Origin of the sequence: Acinetobacter sp. WCHAc060006, assembly GCF_004209135.1 — a bacterium.
GTDB classification, from domain to species: Bacteria; Pseudomonadota; Gammaproteobacteria; order Pseudomonadales; family Moraxellaceae; genus Acinetobacter; species Acinetobacter cumulans.
Genome location: NZ_SGSS01000016.1, coordinates 42,853 through 60,744 on the forward strand (window position 1 = coordinate 42,853; position 17,892 = coordinate 60,744).

General features: G+C 40.9%; 17 protein-coding genes and 1 pseudogene. 12 read left to right on the top strand and 6 right to left on the bottom strand.

The window, feature by feature from the left end; all coding sequences use genetic code 11:
- The first annotated feature begins 262 nt into the window (after positions 1-262).
- Positions 263-691, top strand: a complete 429-nt coding sequence (gene mscL, locus EXE29_RS10670; RefSeq protein ID WP_106985949.1) for a large conductance mechanosensitive channel protein MscL — start codon at positions 263-265, stop codon at positions 689-691.
- A 96-nt stretch (positions 692-787) separates the two neighbouring features.
- Here the strand turns inward: mscL and EXE29_RS10675 are convergent, their stop codons facing one another.
- Positions 788-1,210, bottom strand: coding sequence for a hypothetical protein (locus tag EXE29_RS10675; protein WP_106985950.1), 423 nt, complete (start codon positions 1,208-1,210; stop codon positions 788-790).
- Positions 1,211-1,432: 222 nt separating this feature from the next.
- Here EXE29_RS10675 and eat point away from each other — a divergent pair, with 222 nt between their 5' ends.
- From eat to EXE29_RS17505, 6 genes and pseudogenes are all read left to right on the top strand, one after another.
- Positions 1,433-2,872, top strand: a complete 1,440-nt coding sequence (gene eat / locus EXE29_RS10680; protein ID WP_120364637.1) for an ethanolamine permease — start codon at positions 1,433-1,435, stop codon at positions 2,870-2,872.
- 25 nt (positions 2,873-2,897) lie between these two features.
- Complete coding sequence (locus EXE29_RS10685) at positions 2,898-4,286, top strand: ethanolamine ammonia-lyase subunit EutB (RefSeq protein WP_120364638.1); 1,389 nt, start codon at positions 2,898-2,900, stop codon at positions 4,284-4,286.
- A gap of 13 nt (positions 4,287-4,299) precedes the next feature.
- Positions 4,300-5,118, top strand: coding sequence for an ethanolamine ammonia-lyase subunit EutC (gene eutC / locus EXE29_RS10690; RefSeq protein WP_120364639.1), 819 nt, complete (start codon positions 4,300-4,302; stop codon positions 5,116-5,118).
- 765 nt (positions 5,119-5,883) lie between these two features.
- Positions 5,884-7,425 (top strand): annotated as a pseudogene (locus EXE29_RS10695) (mechanosensitive ion channel); the annotation flags it as partial.
- Positions 7,426-7,532: 107 nt separating this feature from the next.
- Complete coding sequence (locus tag EXE29_RS17500; protein ID WP_165382494.1) at positions 7,533-7,706, top strand: hypothetical protein; 174 nt, start codon at positions 7,533-7,535, stop codon at positions 7,704-7,706.
- 142 nt (positions 7,707-7,848) lie between these two features.
- Entirely contained in the window at positions 7,849-7,998 is a 150-nt protein-coding gene (locus EXE29_RS17505; protein ID WP_155687855.1) for a hypothetical protein, read from the top strand.
- Positions 7,999-8,087: 89 nt separating this feature from the next.
- Here EXE29_RS17505 and EXE29_RS10700 read toward each other — a convergent pair whose 3' ends face one another.
- The 5 genes from EXE29_RS10700 to EXE29_RS10720 all read right to left on the bottom strand — a co-directional run bounded on the left by EXE29_RS10700 (position 8,088) and on the right by EXE29_RS10720 (position 13,913).
- Positions 8,088-9,287, bottom strand: coding sequence for a BaiN/RdsA family NAD(P)/FAD-dependent oxidoreductase (locus EXE29_RS10700; RefSeq protein ID WP_106985971.1), 1,200 nt, complete (start codon positions 9,285-9,287; stop codon positions 8,088-8,090).
- A 239-nt stretch (positions 9,288-9,526) separates the two neighbouring features.
- Positions 9,527-10,417 carry a 1-aminocyclopropane-1-carboxylate deaminase/D-cysteine desulfhydrase gene (locus EXE29_RS10705; protein ID WP_120364658.1) on the bottom strand — a complete coding sequence of 297 codons (891 nt, stop codon included), beginning with the start codon at positions 10,415-10,417 and terminating at the stop codon, positions 9,527-9,529.
- 83 nt (positions 10,418-10,500) lie between these two features.
- Positions 10,501-11,622 carry an HlyD family secretion protein gene (locus tag EXE29_RS10710; protein ID WP_120364641.1) on the bottom strand — a complete coding sequence of 374 codons (1,122 nt, stop codon included), beginning with the start codon at positions 11,620-11,622 and terminating at the stop codon, positions 10,501-10,503.
- 72 nt (positions 11,623-11,694) lie between these two features.
- On the bottom strand, positions 11,695-13,353 hold the full coding sequence (locus EXE29_RS10715) for an MFS transporter (protein ID WP_120364642.1): 1,659 nt from the start codon (positions 13,351-13,353) through the stop codon (positions 11,695-11,697).
- Between the two features lie 11 nt (positions 13,354-13,364).
- Positions 13,365-13,913, bottom strand: coding sequence for a TetR/AcrR family transcriptional regulator (locus tag EXE29_RS10720; RefSeq protein ID WP_120364643.1), 549 nt, complete (start codon positions 13,911-13,913; stop codon positions 13,365-13,367).
- Positions 13,914-14,306: 393 nt separating this feature from the next.
- On the opposite strand from EXE29_RS10720, the gene EXE29_RS10725 reads away from it, so the two are divergent.
- The 5 genes from EXE29_RS10725 to EXE29_RS10740 all read left to right on the top strand — a co-directional run bounded on the left by EXE29_RS10725 (position 14,307) and on the right by EXE29_RS10740 (position 17,888).
- Positions 14,307-14,534 carry an NF038215 family lipoprotein gene (locus EXE29_RS10725; protein ID WP_228198777.1) on the top strand — a complete coding sequence of 76 codons (228 nt, stop codon included), beginning with the start codon at positions 14,307-14,309 and terminating at the stop codon, positions 14,532-14,534.
- Between the two features lie 243 nt (positions 14,535-14,777).
- A complete protein-coding gene (locus EXE29_RS10730; protein WP_106985958.1) occupies positions 14,778-15,401 on the top strand; it encodes a LysE family translocator in 624 nt (207 codons plus the stop codon).
- A gap of 138 nt (positions 15,402-15,539) precedes the next feature.
- Positions 15,540-16,634 (top strand): DUF6670 family protein, encoded by a 1,095-nt coding sequence (locus tag EXE29_RS10735; RefSeq protein ID WP_120364644.1) that lies wholly within the window; start codon positions 15,540-15,542, stop codon positions 16,632-16,634.
- A gap of 180 nt (positions 16,635-16,814) precedes the next feature.
- On the top strand, positions 16,815-16,928 hold the full coding sequence (locus tag EXE29_RS17925) for a hypothetical protein (protein WP_372658793.1): 114 nt from the start codon (positions 16,815-16,817) through the stop codon (positions 16,926-16,928).
- Between the two features lie 285 nt (positions 16,929-17,213).
- On the top strand, positions 17,214-17,888 hold the full coding sequence (locus EXE29_RS10740) for a CsgG/HfaB family protein (RefSeq protein WP_171356280.1): 675 nt from the start codon (positions 17,214-17,216) through the stop codon (positions 17,886-17,888).
- The last annotated feature ends 4 nt before the right edge of the window (positions 17,889-17,892 follow it).

A 17,892-nucleotide genomic window follows, 5' to 3' on the forward strand; every position in this document is an offset into this window, starting at 1 on the left:
TCTTCGGATAAAAAACCGCTGATGCAAATCAGCGGTTTTTTTATGTACAAAGATGTCGTTTAACTTTTGTTTGAAGCTGATTTAAAATAAAAGTGCGCCAGATCAGTTGCTCGAATAGCACATAAGGTCAAAAAGATTGTGTGTATTTTTATACTTGGCATTTAGAAATGAACAAAAACTAAGTAAATTAGGCGGAAATCGAAATACATAAATTAATGTATACTTCATCACATAATTAAAGTGAAAAATTTCTGGAGATGACATGAGTATTATTCAAGAATTTAAAGAGTTTGCTGTCAAAGGCAATGTAATGGACTTAGCTGTTGGTGTCATTATCGGTGGTGCTTTCGGTAAAATTATCGATTCCATGGTAAAAGACATTGTGATGCCATTGATTTCATGGATCCTCGGTGGTGACGTGGATTATTCAAACTGGTTCGTTGTACTGGGTGATAATCCAAATAACCTGACAACTTTAAAAGCAGCGCAAGATGCAGGCTTAAATGTTTTAGCTTATGGTAACTTCCTCACCATTTTGATTAACTTCCTATTGCTTGCATGGGTTGTGTTCTGGTTAGTGAAATTGATGAACAAAGTTCGTCGTCAAAAAGTGGAAGAGCCAGCTCCAGCAGCAACACCAGAAGATATTGAATTGTTGCGTGAAATTCGTGATGAATTGAAAAAACGTTAATCATGATGATACATATAAAAACGGCGCTTTGAGCGCCGTTTTTGATTTTGAATCAAGAGCTATAGACATGTAATACAGGCTCAAATGGCCAAGGTATTAATGCACAAACATATCCATAAATTCGCGAATTTCTTGAATAGCTGTTTCCACATCAGTGGTTAGCCAAGTTGGTTCAAAGAAACCTGCATAATGGTCTAAGCGGTCTTGCGGTACAACCAAGCGAACGGGGCATTCTTCTTCTAATAAACGCCAAGGAATGATCGGCACCTCGTTGTCTAAGAAGGCTGAGACATTGCGAATATCAATCACCATCGCATTGATGCATTCCGGAAAAGGCATCACCGAGAACTCTTCTGTACGACGACGAAAATATTCTAAATCGCCCCATTTCAGCAGAAAGCTCGGTTTATTAAATTCCATGATCCCAATCAGATGCTGATCACGGGTGTAGTGTAATGTACAGTGATGAGTGACGTCAGTGTCAAGATCAAGCGTTACACTTTGTTGACTATACGCCATAAATAATCAGTGCATAAAAAATGAAGTGCATAATTATAGCTCATTTCCTTTTGGAAATGCAGACTTTCCCTGATGGCCAGATGGGCGTACTAAAATACTTAAAACTCAATAAATTTGAATAAGATAACAAATTAGAACAAGGCAAATTTGACTAAAAATTCAAAATTGGTATAGCTTGTGCTTATCACTGAGTGAAAAATAAACATAAGATCAGAGGTGCCTATGTCTGAATTAAAATCTGCTGTTGCACCATCGACAGCGCATGCAGAAACAGCCGATTATTTTGCACAACGACAACTCAAAAAAGGGGCTGTGGGCTGGTTGCTTTTAGTTGGCTTAGGGGTGGCCTACGTCATTTCAGGTGATTTTGCAGGATGGAACTTCGGCCTTGCTCAAGGTGGCTGGGGTGGTATGTTTATTGCGACCGTTGTGGTTGCATTCATGTATTTATGTATGTGTTTATGCATGTCGGAAATGTCGACCATGCTCCCGACCGCAGGTGGCGGTTATAGTTTTGCGCGTACTGCATTTGGCCCGATGGGGGGCTATCTCACGGGCACTGCGATTCTGATTGAATACGCAATTGCACCTGCTGCTATTGCGTGCTTCATTGGTGCTTATTGCGAATCCTTATTTGGTATTGGTGGTTGGATTATTTATTTGGTCTGTTATCTACTGTTTATGGGGATTCATTTAAAGGGTGCGGGTGAGGCACTTAAGATCATGTTTGTGATTACAGCAGTGGCTGCTGTCGCACTGATGGTATTTATTTTCGCTATGTTGCCAGCATTTAACAGCGCGAATTTATTTGATATTGTTGTACATACAGAGGCTACAGGTGCAAGTGCTTTCTTGCCACTAGGCTATTTAGGGATTTGGGCAGCAGTGCCTTATGCCATTTGGTTCTTCTTGGCTGTTGAAGGTGTGCCATTGGCAGCAGAAGAAGCCAAAGAGCCTGAAAAATCATTGCCTCGAGGCTTAATTGGCTCAATGCTGATTTTGGCCTTTTTTGCACTTAGTATTTTATTTTTAGGGCCTGGTGCCGCCGGTGCTGATGCATTAAAAGCCTCTGGCGCACCGTTGGTCGATGCATTAAAAGCAGTTTATGGCGCCAATACTTGGTTGGCAGGTTTTGTTAACTTTGTGGGCTTGGCGGGTTTAATCGCAAGTTTCTTCTCAATTATCTACGCTTATTCACGTCAGATCTTTGCCTTGTCTCGTGCAGGTTATCTCCCTAAAAAATTGTCTTTGACCAATAAAAACCATGCTCCCCATTGGGCAATTATAGTGCCGGGTGTGATTGGTTTTTGTATGTCATTGTCAGGTGAAGGTGATTTACTTATCTTGATGGCTGTGTTTGGCGCAACCATTTCTTATGTGCTGATGATGCTGTCTTATATTAAATTAAAGACCTCAAAAGCTGACTTGGTGCGCCCGTATAAAGCACCTGGCGGTGTGGTGACCGCAAGTATTGCTTTGCTATTGGCGGCTATTGCTGTTGTTGCTGGTTTTGTCGTAGACCCTAAAGTTTGGTTGATGGCGGCTGCCATTTACGTGTTATTTATCTTGTATTTCTTGCTGTATAGCCGTCATCACTTGGTTGCGGGTACACCTGAAGAAGAGTTTGCAAATATTCAACAAGCAGAACAAGAGCTGAAATAGCGATAAAGGGAATTAGGAGGGAAACATGCTCTACCAAATGAATGTGGTACATCATCATTATGTTTTTGCTGATTTAAAAACCTTAATGGCTAAGGCGACGCCAGAACGTTCGGGCGATCAGTTGGCGGGTATAGCTGCAGTGGATGCCACAGAGCGAGTGGCTGCACAAATGTGTTTAGCAGATGTGCCATTAAAGCAGTTTTTAAATGAGGCGTTGGTCGATTATGACCGTGATGAAGTGACACGTTTAATTATGGATGAGCATGATGCCGTCGCGTTTTATCCTATTTCACATTTTACCGTAGGGGATTTTCGCGATTGGTTATTAAGTGCAGATGCCACAACAGAAAAACTACAGGCGCTACAACTCGGGTTGACTCCTGAGATGGTGGCAGCGGTCAGTAAGATCATGCGTAATCAAGATCTTATTTTGGTTGCCAAAAAATGCCGAGTGATCACAAAATTTCGTAATACGATTGGTTTAGAAGGACATTTATCGACGCGCTTACAACCCAATCACCCCACAGATGATGTATTGGGGATTTCTGCCAGTATTTTAGATGGACTGATGTATGGCAATGGCGATGCTGTGATTGGCATTAACCCAGCAACAGATAATGTGCAGAACCTGTCAGAGCTACTCAAGCTCATGGATTATATTATCCAAGAATATGACATTCCGACCCAGTCTTGCGTACTCACGCATGTGAGCTCGGGCATACAGCTGGCGAACCAAAATGTACCAGTGGATTTAATGTTTCAGTCCATTGCAGGAACGCAAAGTGCCAACACAGGCTTTGGTATTGATCTTGCCATGTTACAAGAGGGTTATGAAGCGGCACTGAGCCTGAAACGTGGCACCGTTGGGCAGAACGTAATGTATTTTGAAACAGGGCAAGGCAGTGCCTTATCAAGCAACAGCCATTTTGGGGTGGATCAACAAACTTTAGAAGCCCGTGCTTATGCCGTGGCAAGAAAGTACAAACCCTTTTTGGTTAATACTGTGGTGGGCTTTATAGGGCCTGAGTATTTGTACAATGGTAAACAGATTATACGTGCAGGCTTAGAAGACCATTTTTGTGGAAAATTACTGGGTGTGCCGATGGGCTGCGATATTTGTTACACCAACCATGCCGATGCTGATCAAGATGATATGGATGTGTTGCTGACTTTACTGGCCAACGCAGGCCTTAATTTTATGATGGGTATTCCTGGTTCAGATGATGTAATGCTGAATTATCAAACCACGTCATTTCATGATGCTTTATACATTCGACAGCTGTTGGGCTTAGAGCCCGCACCAGAATTTGCAGTCTGGTTAGAGCAACAAGGTATATTGAAGCAACAAGCACAGCAATTGCATTGGCCAAGCCAAATGCCAGATCAATTTGCACGACTTTTAAGGTCTTCATAGGGAGCAGAAGTCAATGAAATTATCAGCAGATCTTCAGTTTCAAACATGTGTTGAGGCCAACGCGTGGGAACGCCTAAAACAGTTTACTGATGCACGTATTGCATTAGGACGTGTGGGAGGGAGTTTACCCACCCAACCAGCTCTAGAGTTTCAGTTGGCACATGCCCAAGCGAAAGATGCTGTGTTAAAGGCTTTAGATATAGAGGGGATACGCTCACAACTCATTGAGGTGAATACTGAGGTTTTGCAAGTTGAAAGCTGCGCACAGGATAAAGATATTTACCTAAAACGGCCTGATTTAGGGCGGGAACTCTCAGAGGCTTCACATCAGTTACTCAAAGATTATGCGCAGTCAAACCCCAATACTTATGATGTGGTGATTGTGGCGGGAGATGGTCTGTCTGCACGAGCCATAGAAGATAACGCGCCGTATTTTATGCAGCAGTTTTATGCAAGTTGTCAGCAGGCGCAATGGCGTGTAGCACCTTTTGTCATTGCGACTGGCAGTCGTGTTGCATTGGGCGATGAAATTGCCGAAATTTTACAAGCAGATATGTTGGTCATGTTAATTGGAGAACGGCCAGGGTTGAGTTCACCTGACAGCATGGGGATTTACTATACTTGGCAAGCACGGCGTGGCTGTCATGATGCGATGCGTAATTGTATTTCTAATGTGCGCCCTGCAGGTTTATCTACACAGCTTGCCATACAGCGCTTATTGGGGCTGATGAACAAATCTAAACAACTGGGCTTATCGGGTGTGCACTTAAAAGATGAACATGAAATGACCATAGATACACAAGATACAACACGCCCTAAACGCTTATTTTAATGTTCAGATAAAGTATCACCTTGAGTACATTTGACTGTGCTCGACGGATACATTTATGCTTTACAGGTTTTCACTAGATGTTAATGCATTTATACAGTGTGTAGTGTTTGGCTTGTTAAAATAAAAGAGTCAAAGGACACAAGGTGTAAAGATTATGATGCATGATTTTAAAAAACCACCTTTTAGTTTGAGTCGAGCAGACATACAACATAAAGAAAAATTGCCTGTCTATATTTTGATGTTAGTGGGATTTTTCTTACTTGCTTTATTATTGTATATGTTTGCTGGGATGAAACCCTAGCTAAAAAGCGTTCGATCCTCAGTATGTTTTCAATATTTAAAATGTTGAAATTAAATATTAAATAAACCATTTGATTCAGTTTGCTTAAGCTTTATTACTTGAATTAGGTGAGAAGCAATCAAAAAGTATAGGTTTCTACAGTGAAGTTGAGCATCTGTGTTTAAGGTGGATTACAACGTGATCTACTTCAATAAAACCTGATCACTCATGTTATGAGTATATGATTTAAGTCTCTAATATACATAATTTTTAAATCCAAGACCCAGCCCATGTGCTGGGTCTTTTGCAATGCTCTGTGCTCTTTTGTTGTAGTTATGCATTTAACTATTGTTTAGAAAGTGAACAAATCTTAATGTTTAAAGGTTATATAAAAAGATAACTGTGTCACAGATATAAAGACCTCGTACAACAAGTATTAAAGCGTGTTACGACATGATTTTTAGCAATAAAGAGGGCCAAACAAAATGAATCAATATCTTAATCGCCCAAATGGGCAGTTCGATGCAATGTATTACTGGGATCAGTTCCATCCAATTTTAAGTGCAGTGGCTATTTTATTAATTGGTTGGATTATTGCTTTATTGGTTGCAGGGGCAATTAAAAAGCTTTTGCAAAAAATTGGCACCAATGACAAATTGTCCAATGCAACAGGTCATCGCTCAAATATCGAAAGTATTGTGTCTCGGATTGTATTTTGGATTATCTTGGTAATTGCTGTCATTGGTGCATTAAATGTGCTGAATTTGAACAGTATTAGTGGTCCATTTAGTAATATGATTCAGCAGTTCCTGCTTTTTGTTCCTCAGCTTTTAGCGGCATTGGCTGTTGGATTTATTGGCTGGATTGTGGCCAATTTGGTCAAAGTCAGTTCTCAAAAACTATTAGATAAAACACAACTGGATGAAAAACTTAGCTCCGATGTTGGTGTGAGCCCACTGAGTGAAAATATCAGTAATATCGTATACTGGCTGATTTTATTGCTATTTTTACCGATTGTGCTGTCGATTTTAGGTCTGAATGGCTTGCTGTATCCTGTACAAAATATGGTGAATGAAGCCGTTTCATATTTGCCAAATCTGTTTATTGCTGGTGTGATTATCTTCGTAGGTTACATCTTGGCAAAAATTGTGCGTGGAATTGTCGAAGGTCTGGTCAGCAGTTTGAGCATACAACAACAAGCTGAAAAACTGGGCTTGTTTAAAAATGGCAATGTTGCACGTTTACTGGGCTCATTTGTATTTGCCATTATTATCTTCACTGCATTAATTGTGGCATTTGAAGCTTTAGGCATTGATGCGATTTCGCAACCAGCGACTGCAATGTTGCACGAAGTGATGTATGCCATTCCCAATATTATTGCCGCAGGCCTAATTTTAATTTTGGCTTATGTGGTATCGCGTTTGGTGGCACGTTTAGTTTCTGAAGTTCTAGCGGGTACAGGTGTAGATAACGTACCAGCAAAAGTGGACTTACAGCGCTTTTTAGGAAGCACGAAACTGTCTGATATTGTGGGTTATCTGATTGTATTCTTTACCATGCTGTTTGCAGTATCTGAAGCTGCTAACCGTTTGGGCTTTGCACAAATCAGTGACTTAATTGCTATGTTTATTCACTTTGGTGCCAATATCTTGCTCGGCGCTGTAATCTTAGTGATTGGTTTTTGGCTGGCAAATGTTGTGGCAAATGTCGTACAACGTGGGGAGTACAATAGTTCGCGTTGGTTAGCTAATCTAGTCCGTGTATTGATTATGGGCTTGGTTGTCGCGATGGGTCTACGTGCGATGGGCATTGCAGATTCGATTGTGAATTTGGCTTTTGGCCTAACATTAGGCGCCGTTGCCGTTGCATTTGCTTTGGCCTTTGGTTTAGGAGGACGTCAACCTGCAGAGTGCTTATTGTCTGATTTGTTAGATAAAGCGAAAAAAGAAGCTGAAAAGCCGACGGATGTGAAAGCGCAATTAGTCGCACCACAAAAGCCAATTATTACGCCACCTCCAACCGATACACCTGAATGACCTAAAATAATCTGTACAAACAGACTGAAAATAACCACTTTAGAGTGGTTATTTTCATGAACTCAAGTTAAATCTATATACGAAAAAAGGTAAAAAGAATGTCTAAGAAAGCCCCGAATAAATTTTTTGCGCCTATTGTGATTGCTGGCATTACTATTGGGTTTCTTGCTAGTGCATATCAATTTATATTTGCACAAAAAAAGCGCAAAGAAAAACAACAACCAGTGACAGAACAAGTTGAAAATGAACAAGAAGTAAAAAATAATGATTGAAATTTAATCTTATTTTGATATTTTAGTGAATACATTGAAGCATAAATAATAAAAGAGACGCCATCGTTTTCATCGGATTGAAACAGGCATGAATTATGCTTTCAATTATATAAACGGAGTTAAAATAATGGGGGTATTCCAAATGATGCATAAAGTATTCAATTTCATCACGTCAAACACAGTTGCAACACCAAGTCATATTCAACATGCTGTGGCTAAAATGGATCGTACGATTGATCGTATGGGCAACAGTCAACATGTACAATTGTTTAAAACGGATTACTTAGAATAAGTACTCGCAATATTTAAAATGCATATATAAAAAGAGGCTGTTGATATCAACAGCCTCTTTTTTATTCTAAGCTTGAAATGAGCTGAGCATTAAACATACTCTGAGGCTGCATGTGCTGATGACCATGCCCATTGGAAATTAAAGCCACCCAAGTGACCCGTAACATCTAAAATTTCACCAACAAAATACAGACCTTTTTGTTTTTTACTTTCCATGGTTTTGGATGAAACTTCAGTGGTATCTACACCACCTAGTGTTACCTCTGCAGTGCGGTAGCCCTCAGTTCCTGATGGTTTTACCTCAAATGCAGATAAGCGCTGTGCGATTTGTTCTAGCTTATCATCACTGATATTGCCAATTGCCGTGTCGGCTTGTTCTAACCAAATTAAGTTTTGTAATTCAGTCACCACGCTTTTAGGTAAATGCTCAACCAATAAAGTACGCAGTAGAACTTTGGCTTGGTTTTGCTTTTTCGACTTTAAAAAATCAAGTAAATCTAGGCTAGGTAAAAAATCGATTTTAAAGCTTTGACCTGCATCCCAATAATTTGACAGTTGTAGCGAGCTTGGTCCACTCAAACCGCGATGGGTAAAGAGCAGGGCTTCAGTAAAGCTATTTAAATCGTTAGACAACGTTGCTTCAACGGCATTACCACTTAAGCGCGTGGTGACTTCTTTAAAGCTGTCCGAAAACATAAACGGAACCAAGCCTGCGCGTGTAGGATAAACATGATGACCAAATTGCTTGGCAATATCATAACCAATACCTGAACCGCCGAGGGTAGGAATAGACAAACCACCAGAGGCCACTACCACAGATTCGACTTCAAAGTAGCCCAGTGAAGTTGCAACTTGGAAGCCCTGTGATTCTAAAGCGTTGACTGCTTTTACTTCACAGTTGGTTTTAATGTCGACCAAGCCTGTTTTTTCGCATTCCGCCAATAGCATTGCCAAAATTTCTTTGGCGCCATTTAAGGTAAAAAGCTGGCCATGTTTGCGCTCTTCATATTCGATGCCGTATTCGCACACCATGCCAATGAAGTCCCAATTGGTATAACGCGTTAAAGCAGAAATCACAAAATGTGGATTGTGTGAAATAAAGTTTTCAGGCTCGACATACAGGTTGGTAAAGTTACATTTACCACCGCCCGACATGAGAATTTTTTTGCCGACTTTATTGGCTTTTTCCACTACCACCACTTTACGGCCACGTTGAGCTGCCATATATGCTGTCATTAAACCCGATGCACCTGCACCTAAAACTAAAACATCATAGTGATTTGAAGACATGGCAAACTCAATGGAACAGAAAAGCACAGCATTATAGACAATTTTAGGCAGAAGCCGAATGTTGTTTCGCGTTTTAAGGGCAGATTCAAATGGCTGCAATGCAACATGCTAAAGCAGAAGGTGGCTAAGTGATTTAAATTTAGTAGATATTGGACAGTCCAAGACCATCGGATCTATCTAGAAAATTTTAAATCACAAACTTTGTATGGGATTGCAGGGGGGGGGAAAGGATCGCCTTATTAAGGTGCCACAGATGTCTTGCCTGAATCTGTTTTGATTTTTCCCTGTAAGCCACCTGTATGGAGTGCAAGAACCCGTTGCTCAGGGCTAATTTTGCCTTGCAAAATCAGGTGTTCTATACCCAGCATCATTTTCGCTGTATAGACCTGTTCTAAAGGAATGTCGTGCATGGCTTCAAAGTCTTGCATAAATTGCAAGAGTTCAGGCGTAGTTTTGGCATAACCACCACAGCAGTAGGTGTCGATAATCTTCCAATTTCGTTTACGGGTAAGTTGGGCGACATCATCATTTAAAAACAGGCCTTTTAAGGCTGAAAAGCCCAAAATCTGCTGCTGTGGAAGGCTGGCTTCAATGAGCCCTGTCATCGTGCCACCTGTACCCACAGCACAGCAGATCAGGTCAAACTGTTGATCGCTTGGTTTTAATATCTCTGTGCAGCCCCGAATGGCCAAAGCATTGGTGCCTCCTTCGGGGATGATATAACAGTCTGGAAATTGTTGTTGTAGCTGTGCCAAATAGTCTGGGTTTTGTTTACGTCGATAGTCTTCACGACTGACAAAATGTAATTGCATACCAAACTGTGTAGCACTCGCTAAGGTAGGATTAAGCGCTTTGGTTTTAAGTTCTTCCCCTCGAATGATGCCAATACTTTGGAAGCCAAATTGCTGGGCAGCATAGCTCGTGGCTGCAATATGGTTGGAATAGGCGCCACCAAAGGTCAAAATTTTGCGATAGCCTTGCTGCTGTGCTTCTAGAAAATTGTATTTGAGTTTAAAAAACTTATTGCCTGAGATTTGTGGATGTACCAAATCTAATCGTCTTAAGCTGACTTGTACGCCATGCAAATTCAGCACTTGATCTTGGATGGTATGGGCAATGGCATCAAACATAGCAAAGGTGGACTGAACAAAAATCATGACTATTGTAATAGATTCTGTGTAGTCCGACGATTGCTAACATCGGCACTCACCTCTTAATGAGTGCCTTCAGATGCGGTGTCGACAGAGGTGACAACCGACATACCTGGACGTAAACGGGCAAAGTCTGTTTGATTGGGATCAATTTCAATACGCACTGCAATCCGTTGGACCACCTTGGTAAAATTGCCCGTGGTATTGTCGGGTTTTAATACGCTAAATTCAGAACCTGTTGCTGGTGAAATGCGTGAGACTTTGCCTGTGAATTGTTGATGATTCAGTGCATCGACGCTAAACCAAGCCTTTTGACCAATTTTCATGTGCGCAATTTGTGTTTCTTTAAAGTTAGCCGTAACCCAGCGCTGCTCAGGAATGAGATACATCAACTGTGTGCCTGCAGCAACATATTGGCCAACACGTGGGCTGACTTCACCGAGCTGACCATCCATTGGGGCAGAAATGATGCTGTAGTCTTTGGTGGTAACGGCTTGATCAAATTGCGCTTGAGCACTGCTCACTTGGGCTTTTAAACCTGTTTGTGCAACTTGTGCTGTTTTTAGGGCTTCTTCTGCAACTAATACATTGGCTTCAGCTTGATGTAGTAGCGCAAGATTATTTTTGACATCAGCATTGGCTTTGTCTTGTTCTGTTTTAGAGGTGGCACCTGAGTCACCTAATTGTTGATAGCGTTTTAATTGGTTGAGTGACAGCACATAGCTGGCTTCAGCCTGATCTGCTTTGGCTTGTGCGGCGATAATATCCGCCTTACGTTGTTGAATGGCTTGGCTTTGATTGGCCAAACTATTTTCGGCCTGATCAATGCCTGATTGTGCTTGAGTGACTTTTTGATTATAGGTTGTGGCATCAATATGCATTAAAGGTTGGCCCTTTTTGACCACTTCAAAGTCAGTGACTAATACATCTTTCACATAACCATTAATCTGTGAAGAGAGCACTGTGGTTTTACCTTTGACATAGCTATTTTCAGTCGACTCAATACTGCTATGAAAAGGTCCAAGCTTCCATGCCCATAAAATTAAGCTAATCCCGACTAACAATACAAAAAACATCAGAACCAACACACGTTTATCGGTTGGTATTAATTTACTACTGGGTGTAGCCACAGGTGCAGGTGTGGTCGTTGGAGTAGGTGTAGTCGGCTTTTCTTGTTCTGACATGAAAATTCTCTATATGCGCTAAATTTCAATCGGTATCGTGATGTTTTAATGAGGGTACGTATTTGCTGTGTCTTAGCTGGTATTGTTTTGCACATGTTTAAGGGCACGATAATTACGGTAACGGTTGATGCCAATCGTATATAGCCCCCAAAAAAACAGCATCACTGCAAAAAATTGATTGAGAAAAATGACATCATTATAAGCACGTACTTGGGCTTCCTTGGTGACCGCTTGATAAAGCGTACGTAAGGCTTGATTTTGCTGTAATTGCGGGTCAAGGGTGTAAATATGTGCACTACGATTATAAGTTTCTAGCCGTTGTTCAACTTGTGGGCTGGTGAGGGGTAAATCATTCATAATTTCCGCTTGATAATGCTGTGTACGCATTTGCTGATAGCTAGAATAAAATGACGATCCAACCAAGCCACCAAAAGTTTGACTGGCAGAAAATAAAACAATAAAGGTCACCATGTGGCTAGGGCCTTTTTGCAAAGCACTAATAATGCCTGTGAGCAATAAGGGACCAATAAACATGCCACTGGCAAAACCGACCAAAAACTGACTACGGTAAAAATTTTCTGGACGGACATCTACGGTTAAATGATGGTCTAAAGCACTGGCAATTAGAATGAGCAATACAGCAGCCAATAAATGGAGCACCATTTTTTCACGAGAAAAGGTAAGGGCGCTAAATAAGGTACCCAATACAATGCCCGCCATAATGACGGCATAAAAAGTCACAAATTGGTCTGGGCCCATGCCCATCGTTTTTAAGAAATTAACAGCAGCATAGCTTTGTTCGGACATTAAAAAACGAATGGCAAATGCGCCAATAATAAAACGCACTGTAGCCGAGGTACTCAGCCAGCGCGTAATAATCAGCGGGTTGACGCGATAATGTTCATAGCACAAGCCGACACAGATCAGCACCAAGGCAGCGATGAGTAAATAGGCCAGCCATTCGGTATTTTGCCACCACAAAATAGGCCCTTGGGTTAGCACGACACATAAGCATGCAAAGCCAGTTGCCAAAAGCACAAAGGTAAAGATGTCTTGAAATTCAAAGACGGCAATACGTAGGCTACGTGGGAGTTTGAGTGAAACCACCATGGCCAAACAGCACAGTGCTAAGCCCAACTCGAAGGTATATAACAGCGCCCAATCATTTACATCGACCAAATAAGGCGACATGATCCATGCCAAAGGGATGCCCAATTGCTGAAAGCCCAGTGCTAAATACAGACCACGACCAAAATTGACTCGCGAAAAGGCCTGCATAATGTAATACATGCCTAATGAGCTAAGTGGTGCTGCCACCAAACCACTGACAATACGTACAAATACAGCCATTTCAAAGGTATGAACAAACAAATGTAAAATTAAAACGGCAATAAAGGCCACCAGACCAATTTCCGAAAATAGCCTTAGTCCGTATTGTTGGCGGGCTTTAAATAAAATCAGGTTTGAGCTGACATTGGCCATGACATAGGCTGCGGGAATCCATGCCACTTCAGAAGGTGTTAGGCCATATTCACCTTGGATTAGAGGTAAATTCGCGGTAATAAAACCATTACTTAAGCTGCCCGAAAGAGCAACAAAAAGCCCAATGCAGAAGTATAAATAGCGCTTATAAGTGGGGTGCGCAATGGCTGCGGGAGACCCAGGTAAAGTGGGTTTCTCTTCGGCAGTCCAATCGGGAGCAGGTTCTAAAAGACGCGGTGGCTGGCTCATAGTGAAGTGACCTAAGCACGTATACCATTGAGTAATAATTCAACTGCACGGGTGGCTAATTGTTCTTGTTCGGCATGGGTGTAGCCTTGTAGTGCAGAGCGAAGGATAGAGGTCACCATGGCATAATCTTGGGTACTAAAGTCAGCACGACAAAGTCCATGTTGAATGGCTGTATCAATCAGCGGTTGTAAAATACTGTCACGACGTTGGTAAATTTGTACCATTGCTGGGTCATGGCGGTCGATGACACGCCAGTATTCCATTAGCGCGGTAAGATAAGGAATATTATGAATATGGTCATAAATGAGTCGAATAAAGCCATCTTGATATTGCGCATGCTGACGCGCTCGATACTCTAAACGATTGAGGGCTTGCTCCATCAATGCTAAGACCAACTCACGACGATCTGCAAAATTACGATAAAACGTTGCCCGTCCCACTTGAGCATCATCAATGATCAGTTGTAATGGAGCATTGATGCCATGCATACGAAAAATACGAATGGCTGCTGCCAAAAGCTCTTCACGGTTTTGGGTGGCACGTTCTTGGCGTAAAGACATAATAAGTTCTAAAGTAAATGTATATTTATAGCGCTATTTAACGGACAAAAATGTCCGTTGTAAATATTCTAAATTGTTGCAAATTGTAAGAGTAAATCATGTGGCCACAGCGAAAGATCGGCTGTGTACTGCGTATAACCAGATGAAAATTTTTAAGGAGCGTGTTGTTTAGCGAGTAATTTTTTATAAAACATAAATAAAATGATATATTTAAGGTAAATTATTTTATTGTATTCATTCAGCATGAGATTGGATTGTCGCGTGTAGTTCTCAGATGCTCTAAGTACATTGATCTCCTCAAAAACAGCCTAAATATATACGATAAAAAGGGGATGCATCTTTGAATAATAATGCTATGCTGAAAATAACAACAATAATGATAGAGGGGATAACATGACAAAATTATCCGTGGCGATGTGCCAGAAATTCAGCACAGTCATACTGGTCGGCATAGTGATGAACCTTACTGCCTGCGAGTCCAAAGAAGATTTGAGTAAACCTCAAACTGAAGCGCGAACCATGATTATTGGCGGAGTTCCTGTCAATGAACGTGATTATAGAAGTCCAAAAGATGAACTCGCGTTCAATGAAGCAAGTGCACAAGATGATGATCGTTATTAAATAGATGTTCAAACACGACAAAGCAGAATAAGCAATTAAAAAAGCCATACATCAACGTAGGGCTTTTTTTTATGTGTGCCGTTTAATCCATCTACTGAAGGCTTAAAACTGATGAATGATTCGCTGTTTTTTTCATCTTCTAGTGATTTATACGGTCAATTTGCGTATGTAGCGAAATAAATAGTGAGAAATTCAGTGATGATCCCGCTAAAATTAGGACGAATTTTTTAGACGAGAAGTGCTGTGGAATCATTGTGGATTTTAGGTTCAATTGCTGCTGCTTTATTATTAGGAGCAATGAGCCCAGGGCCAACTTCGATCTATGTGGCTAAAAACTCAATTGCGATTTCACGTCAGCATGGCTTATTTACAGCACTTGGCACAGGACTAGGCGCCGCTATTTTTGCTTTATTGGCCGTGCTTGGTTTACAAGCCTTTTTATTGGCAGTGCCGTCTGCATATTTGGCCTTAAAAATTTGTGGTGGTTTATATTTGCTTTGGATGGCATTTAAAATTATTAAACATGCCAAAGAACCGATTGATGCAGGGCAAGATGTTACGGCACAAATGTCTTTACGCAGAGCTTTTACCACGGGCTTAATTACTCAGTTGTCAAACCCTAAAATTGCCATTGTTTTGGCCAGTATTTTTACAGCACTTTTACCCAAAGAAATTCCAACCTATTTTTATTTTGTGTTGCCTCTGCTGTGCTTCTTTATAGATGCAGGCTGGTGCTCTTTGGTGGCAGTTGCGCTTTCTGCAGAAAAGCCACGCCGTATCTATCTGAAATTTAAAGCAGGCTTTGACCGCGCAGCTGGTGCGGTGATGACTGTACTTGGTTTAAAGCTAATTTTTGGTATGAAATAAGGCTATTTTTACTCTAAAAAATTGTCTGACAATTTATGCTGTGTGACCACAAAACACATTTGTCAGGCCTTATTGGCTATGAACAAGTCTATATTTAGCCCGTAATTTGGAAGCATCTTATTCTCCCTAGAGCGATATATGCTTTCATTATTAAAAAGTAAACCGCAACAAAATACGCTCCGTCAGTTATTCAATTATCAGCTTGGGCAAGGCCTCACACCAATTTTAGGTGCTGTCCGTCCTGCACAGCAAGCAAGCCTCCCGCGTGACTTTAATTTTGATGCACATTTATTTCATGCTCAGTTTGGCAGTAGTCATTATGGCGTGATGATTCCTGACTTGCCTGAACCATATCGTTATCTTTCCTTTGCCTCGATTATTGCTGAGCCAGGTGCGCAGATCACGCAAGCCTCAGCCAAATTGTCGGCCTATTCGCCTACAGACACAGCGACGTTGGTACATAGCACAGCGCTTTCGACTCAAGCTGAAGCATTTCGAATGTATTCAGTTTCACAAGATTTAAAATTTCAGCAATCTCCATTTCGAGCTGATTTTGCTAAGGATGCATCACTTTATGAAGAGGCGGGCATTTACCGTTTGGTGTCGGCCTTAGATGATTTAAAAGTGGATTTAAGCTTAACGCCTACAACAGCGTTGACATGGTTTGCACATAGTCGTTGGTATCAACATTTTAGTTTGCTTATGCGCTATGACGGCACGATTAGCCAACAGGGACATAGCGTGGAAGTCAGTGGTTTATGCACCTTAGAACATTTTAAATCGGCATCGGTTTCGATGTTGCCCAAGGCTTTAGGCTTACAGGATATAAGTTTGCCTTTAACGTCGTTTTCTTATCAGGTGATTAACTTAAATGCCGAAGAACAGTTGGTCTTGGCCTTTGTCGGATTTGCTGGTCAGCCTGCCTATACTTCGGTGAATTACCGTCATATCGACGGAACTTCTATTCAATATGATCATGCGTATTTTGAAGTAATTGCATCTAAAACAGAGCCTATGATTACACCCGATGGCCATGCGATGGAAGTACCACAGTCGTTCTGCTGGACGGCACATCATGAAGGTGTAAAAGTGTTGGATATTGTGGCGGTTATGGATACGCCTATGTGTTATGGCTTGGCCGCAGGATATGTGAGCTCTTATCAGTGGACGGGGGAGTTCCAACAGTTAAAAGCGCAGGGGCGTGGTTATGTTGAGTTTATTGATCGGCGTTAAGATTGCCACTTATGACTCATCTGTATATATAAAATATTGCAAATCTGTATATTGATTTTTGGGCATTAAACTGAAATTTATTTTTTAATAAAGTTTTATAAATTAATATCTTACATATATTTCCAATTTGTTGCTATTGCCTTTATGATGGTGTGTATCTGTATAGCTTTGGATGATGGTATGAGCTTTTGGAGAAAGAAAAATAACGCAAGTTTTGTGTTTTTTATTCTGGTGACGTATTCACTGCTTGGCTTTGGTCTAGGTTATATTATTTGGGATGTAATTCTGAACTAAGTATGTTGTGTTGTTTTAAAGCCTCTAGTGATAGGGGCTTTTTATTGCTTCATACAACCGCATTTTTAAAAAACAAGAAGCGCAAATACAAACAAAAATTTAAATGACATATCCAATTTTATGGCTGTTTTGCTCAATGAAATAAATCAACACTCAGAAAAACAACAACATTTTAGGTAATGAACAGTACAGCTTAAGTCATCTGCAGAAATACAGAAATACTGTTATTTTTACGTAATATTGCTATGATCTATTCGCGTTTTATAAAAAAATCAGAGGGATATAATGTCATATAAGTTTTTAGCAAGCATAGTTTTCATGGGTTTAACATTAAGTGCATGTTCGACCACTGAAACATCAAGAACGCTTCAAGCACCACAAGTAACTGCAGCTACGGCAACGGTAAAATATACAGGTGTTAAAACACCAGTATCTATTGGTAAATTTGATAACCGTTCGAGCTATATGCGTGGTATCTTTTCAGACAATGTTGACCGTTTAGGTGGTCAAGCAAAAACGATTTTAGAAACGCATCTTCAGCAAACAGGTTATTTCTCTGTTTTAAACCGCGATAACTTATCTGAACTTCAGCAAGAATCAGGTTTTAGCAAATCAGCGCAATCAATTAAGGGGGCGCGATTTGTATTAACTGGTGACGTGTCTGAGTTTGGTCGTAAAGAAGTTGGTGATCACCAACTCTTTGGTGTGCTCGGTCGAGGGAAAACTCAAATTGCTTATGCAAAAGTTAACTTAAATGTCGTTGATGTAAAAACGGCTGAAATTGTGCACTCTGTACAAGGTGCAGGTGAGTATGCATTAAGTGAGAGAGAAGTCCTTGGCTTTGGTTCTACTGCATCTTATGACTCAACTTTAAATGGTAAAGTTTTAGATTTAGCCGTACGTGAAGCAGTGAATAATCTTGTGCTTGATTTACAGACTGGCAAGTGGTCTAACAAGTAATAGG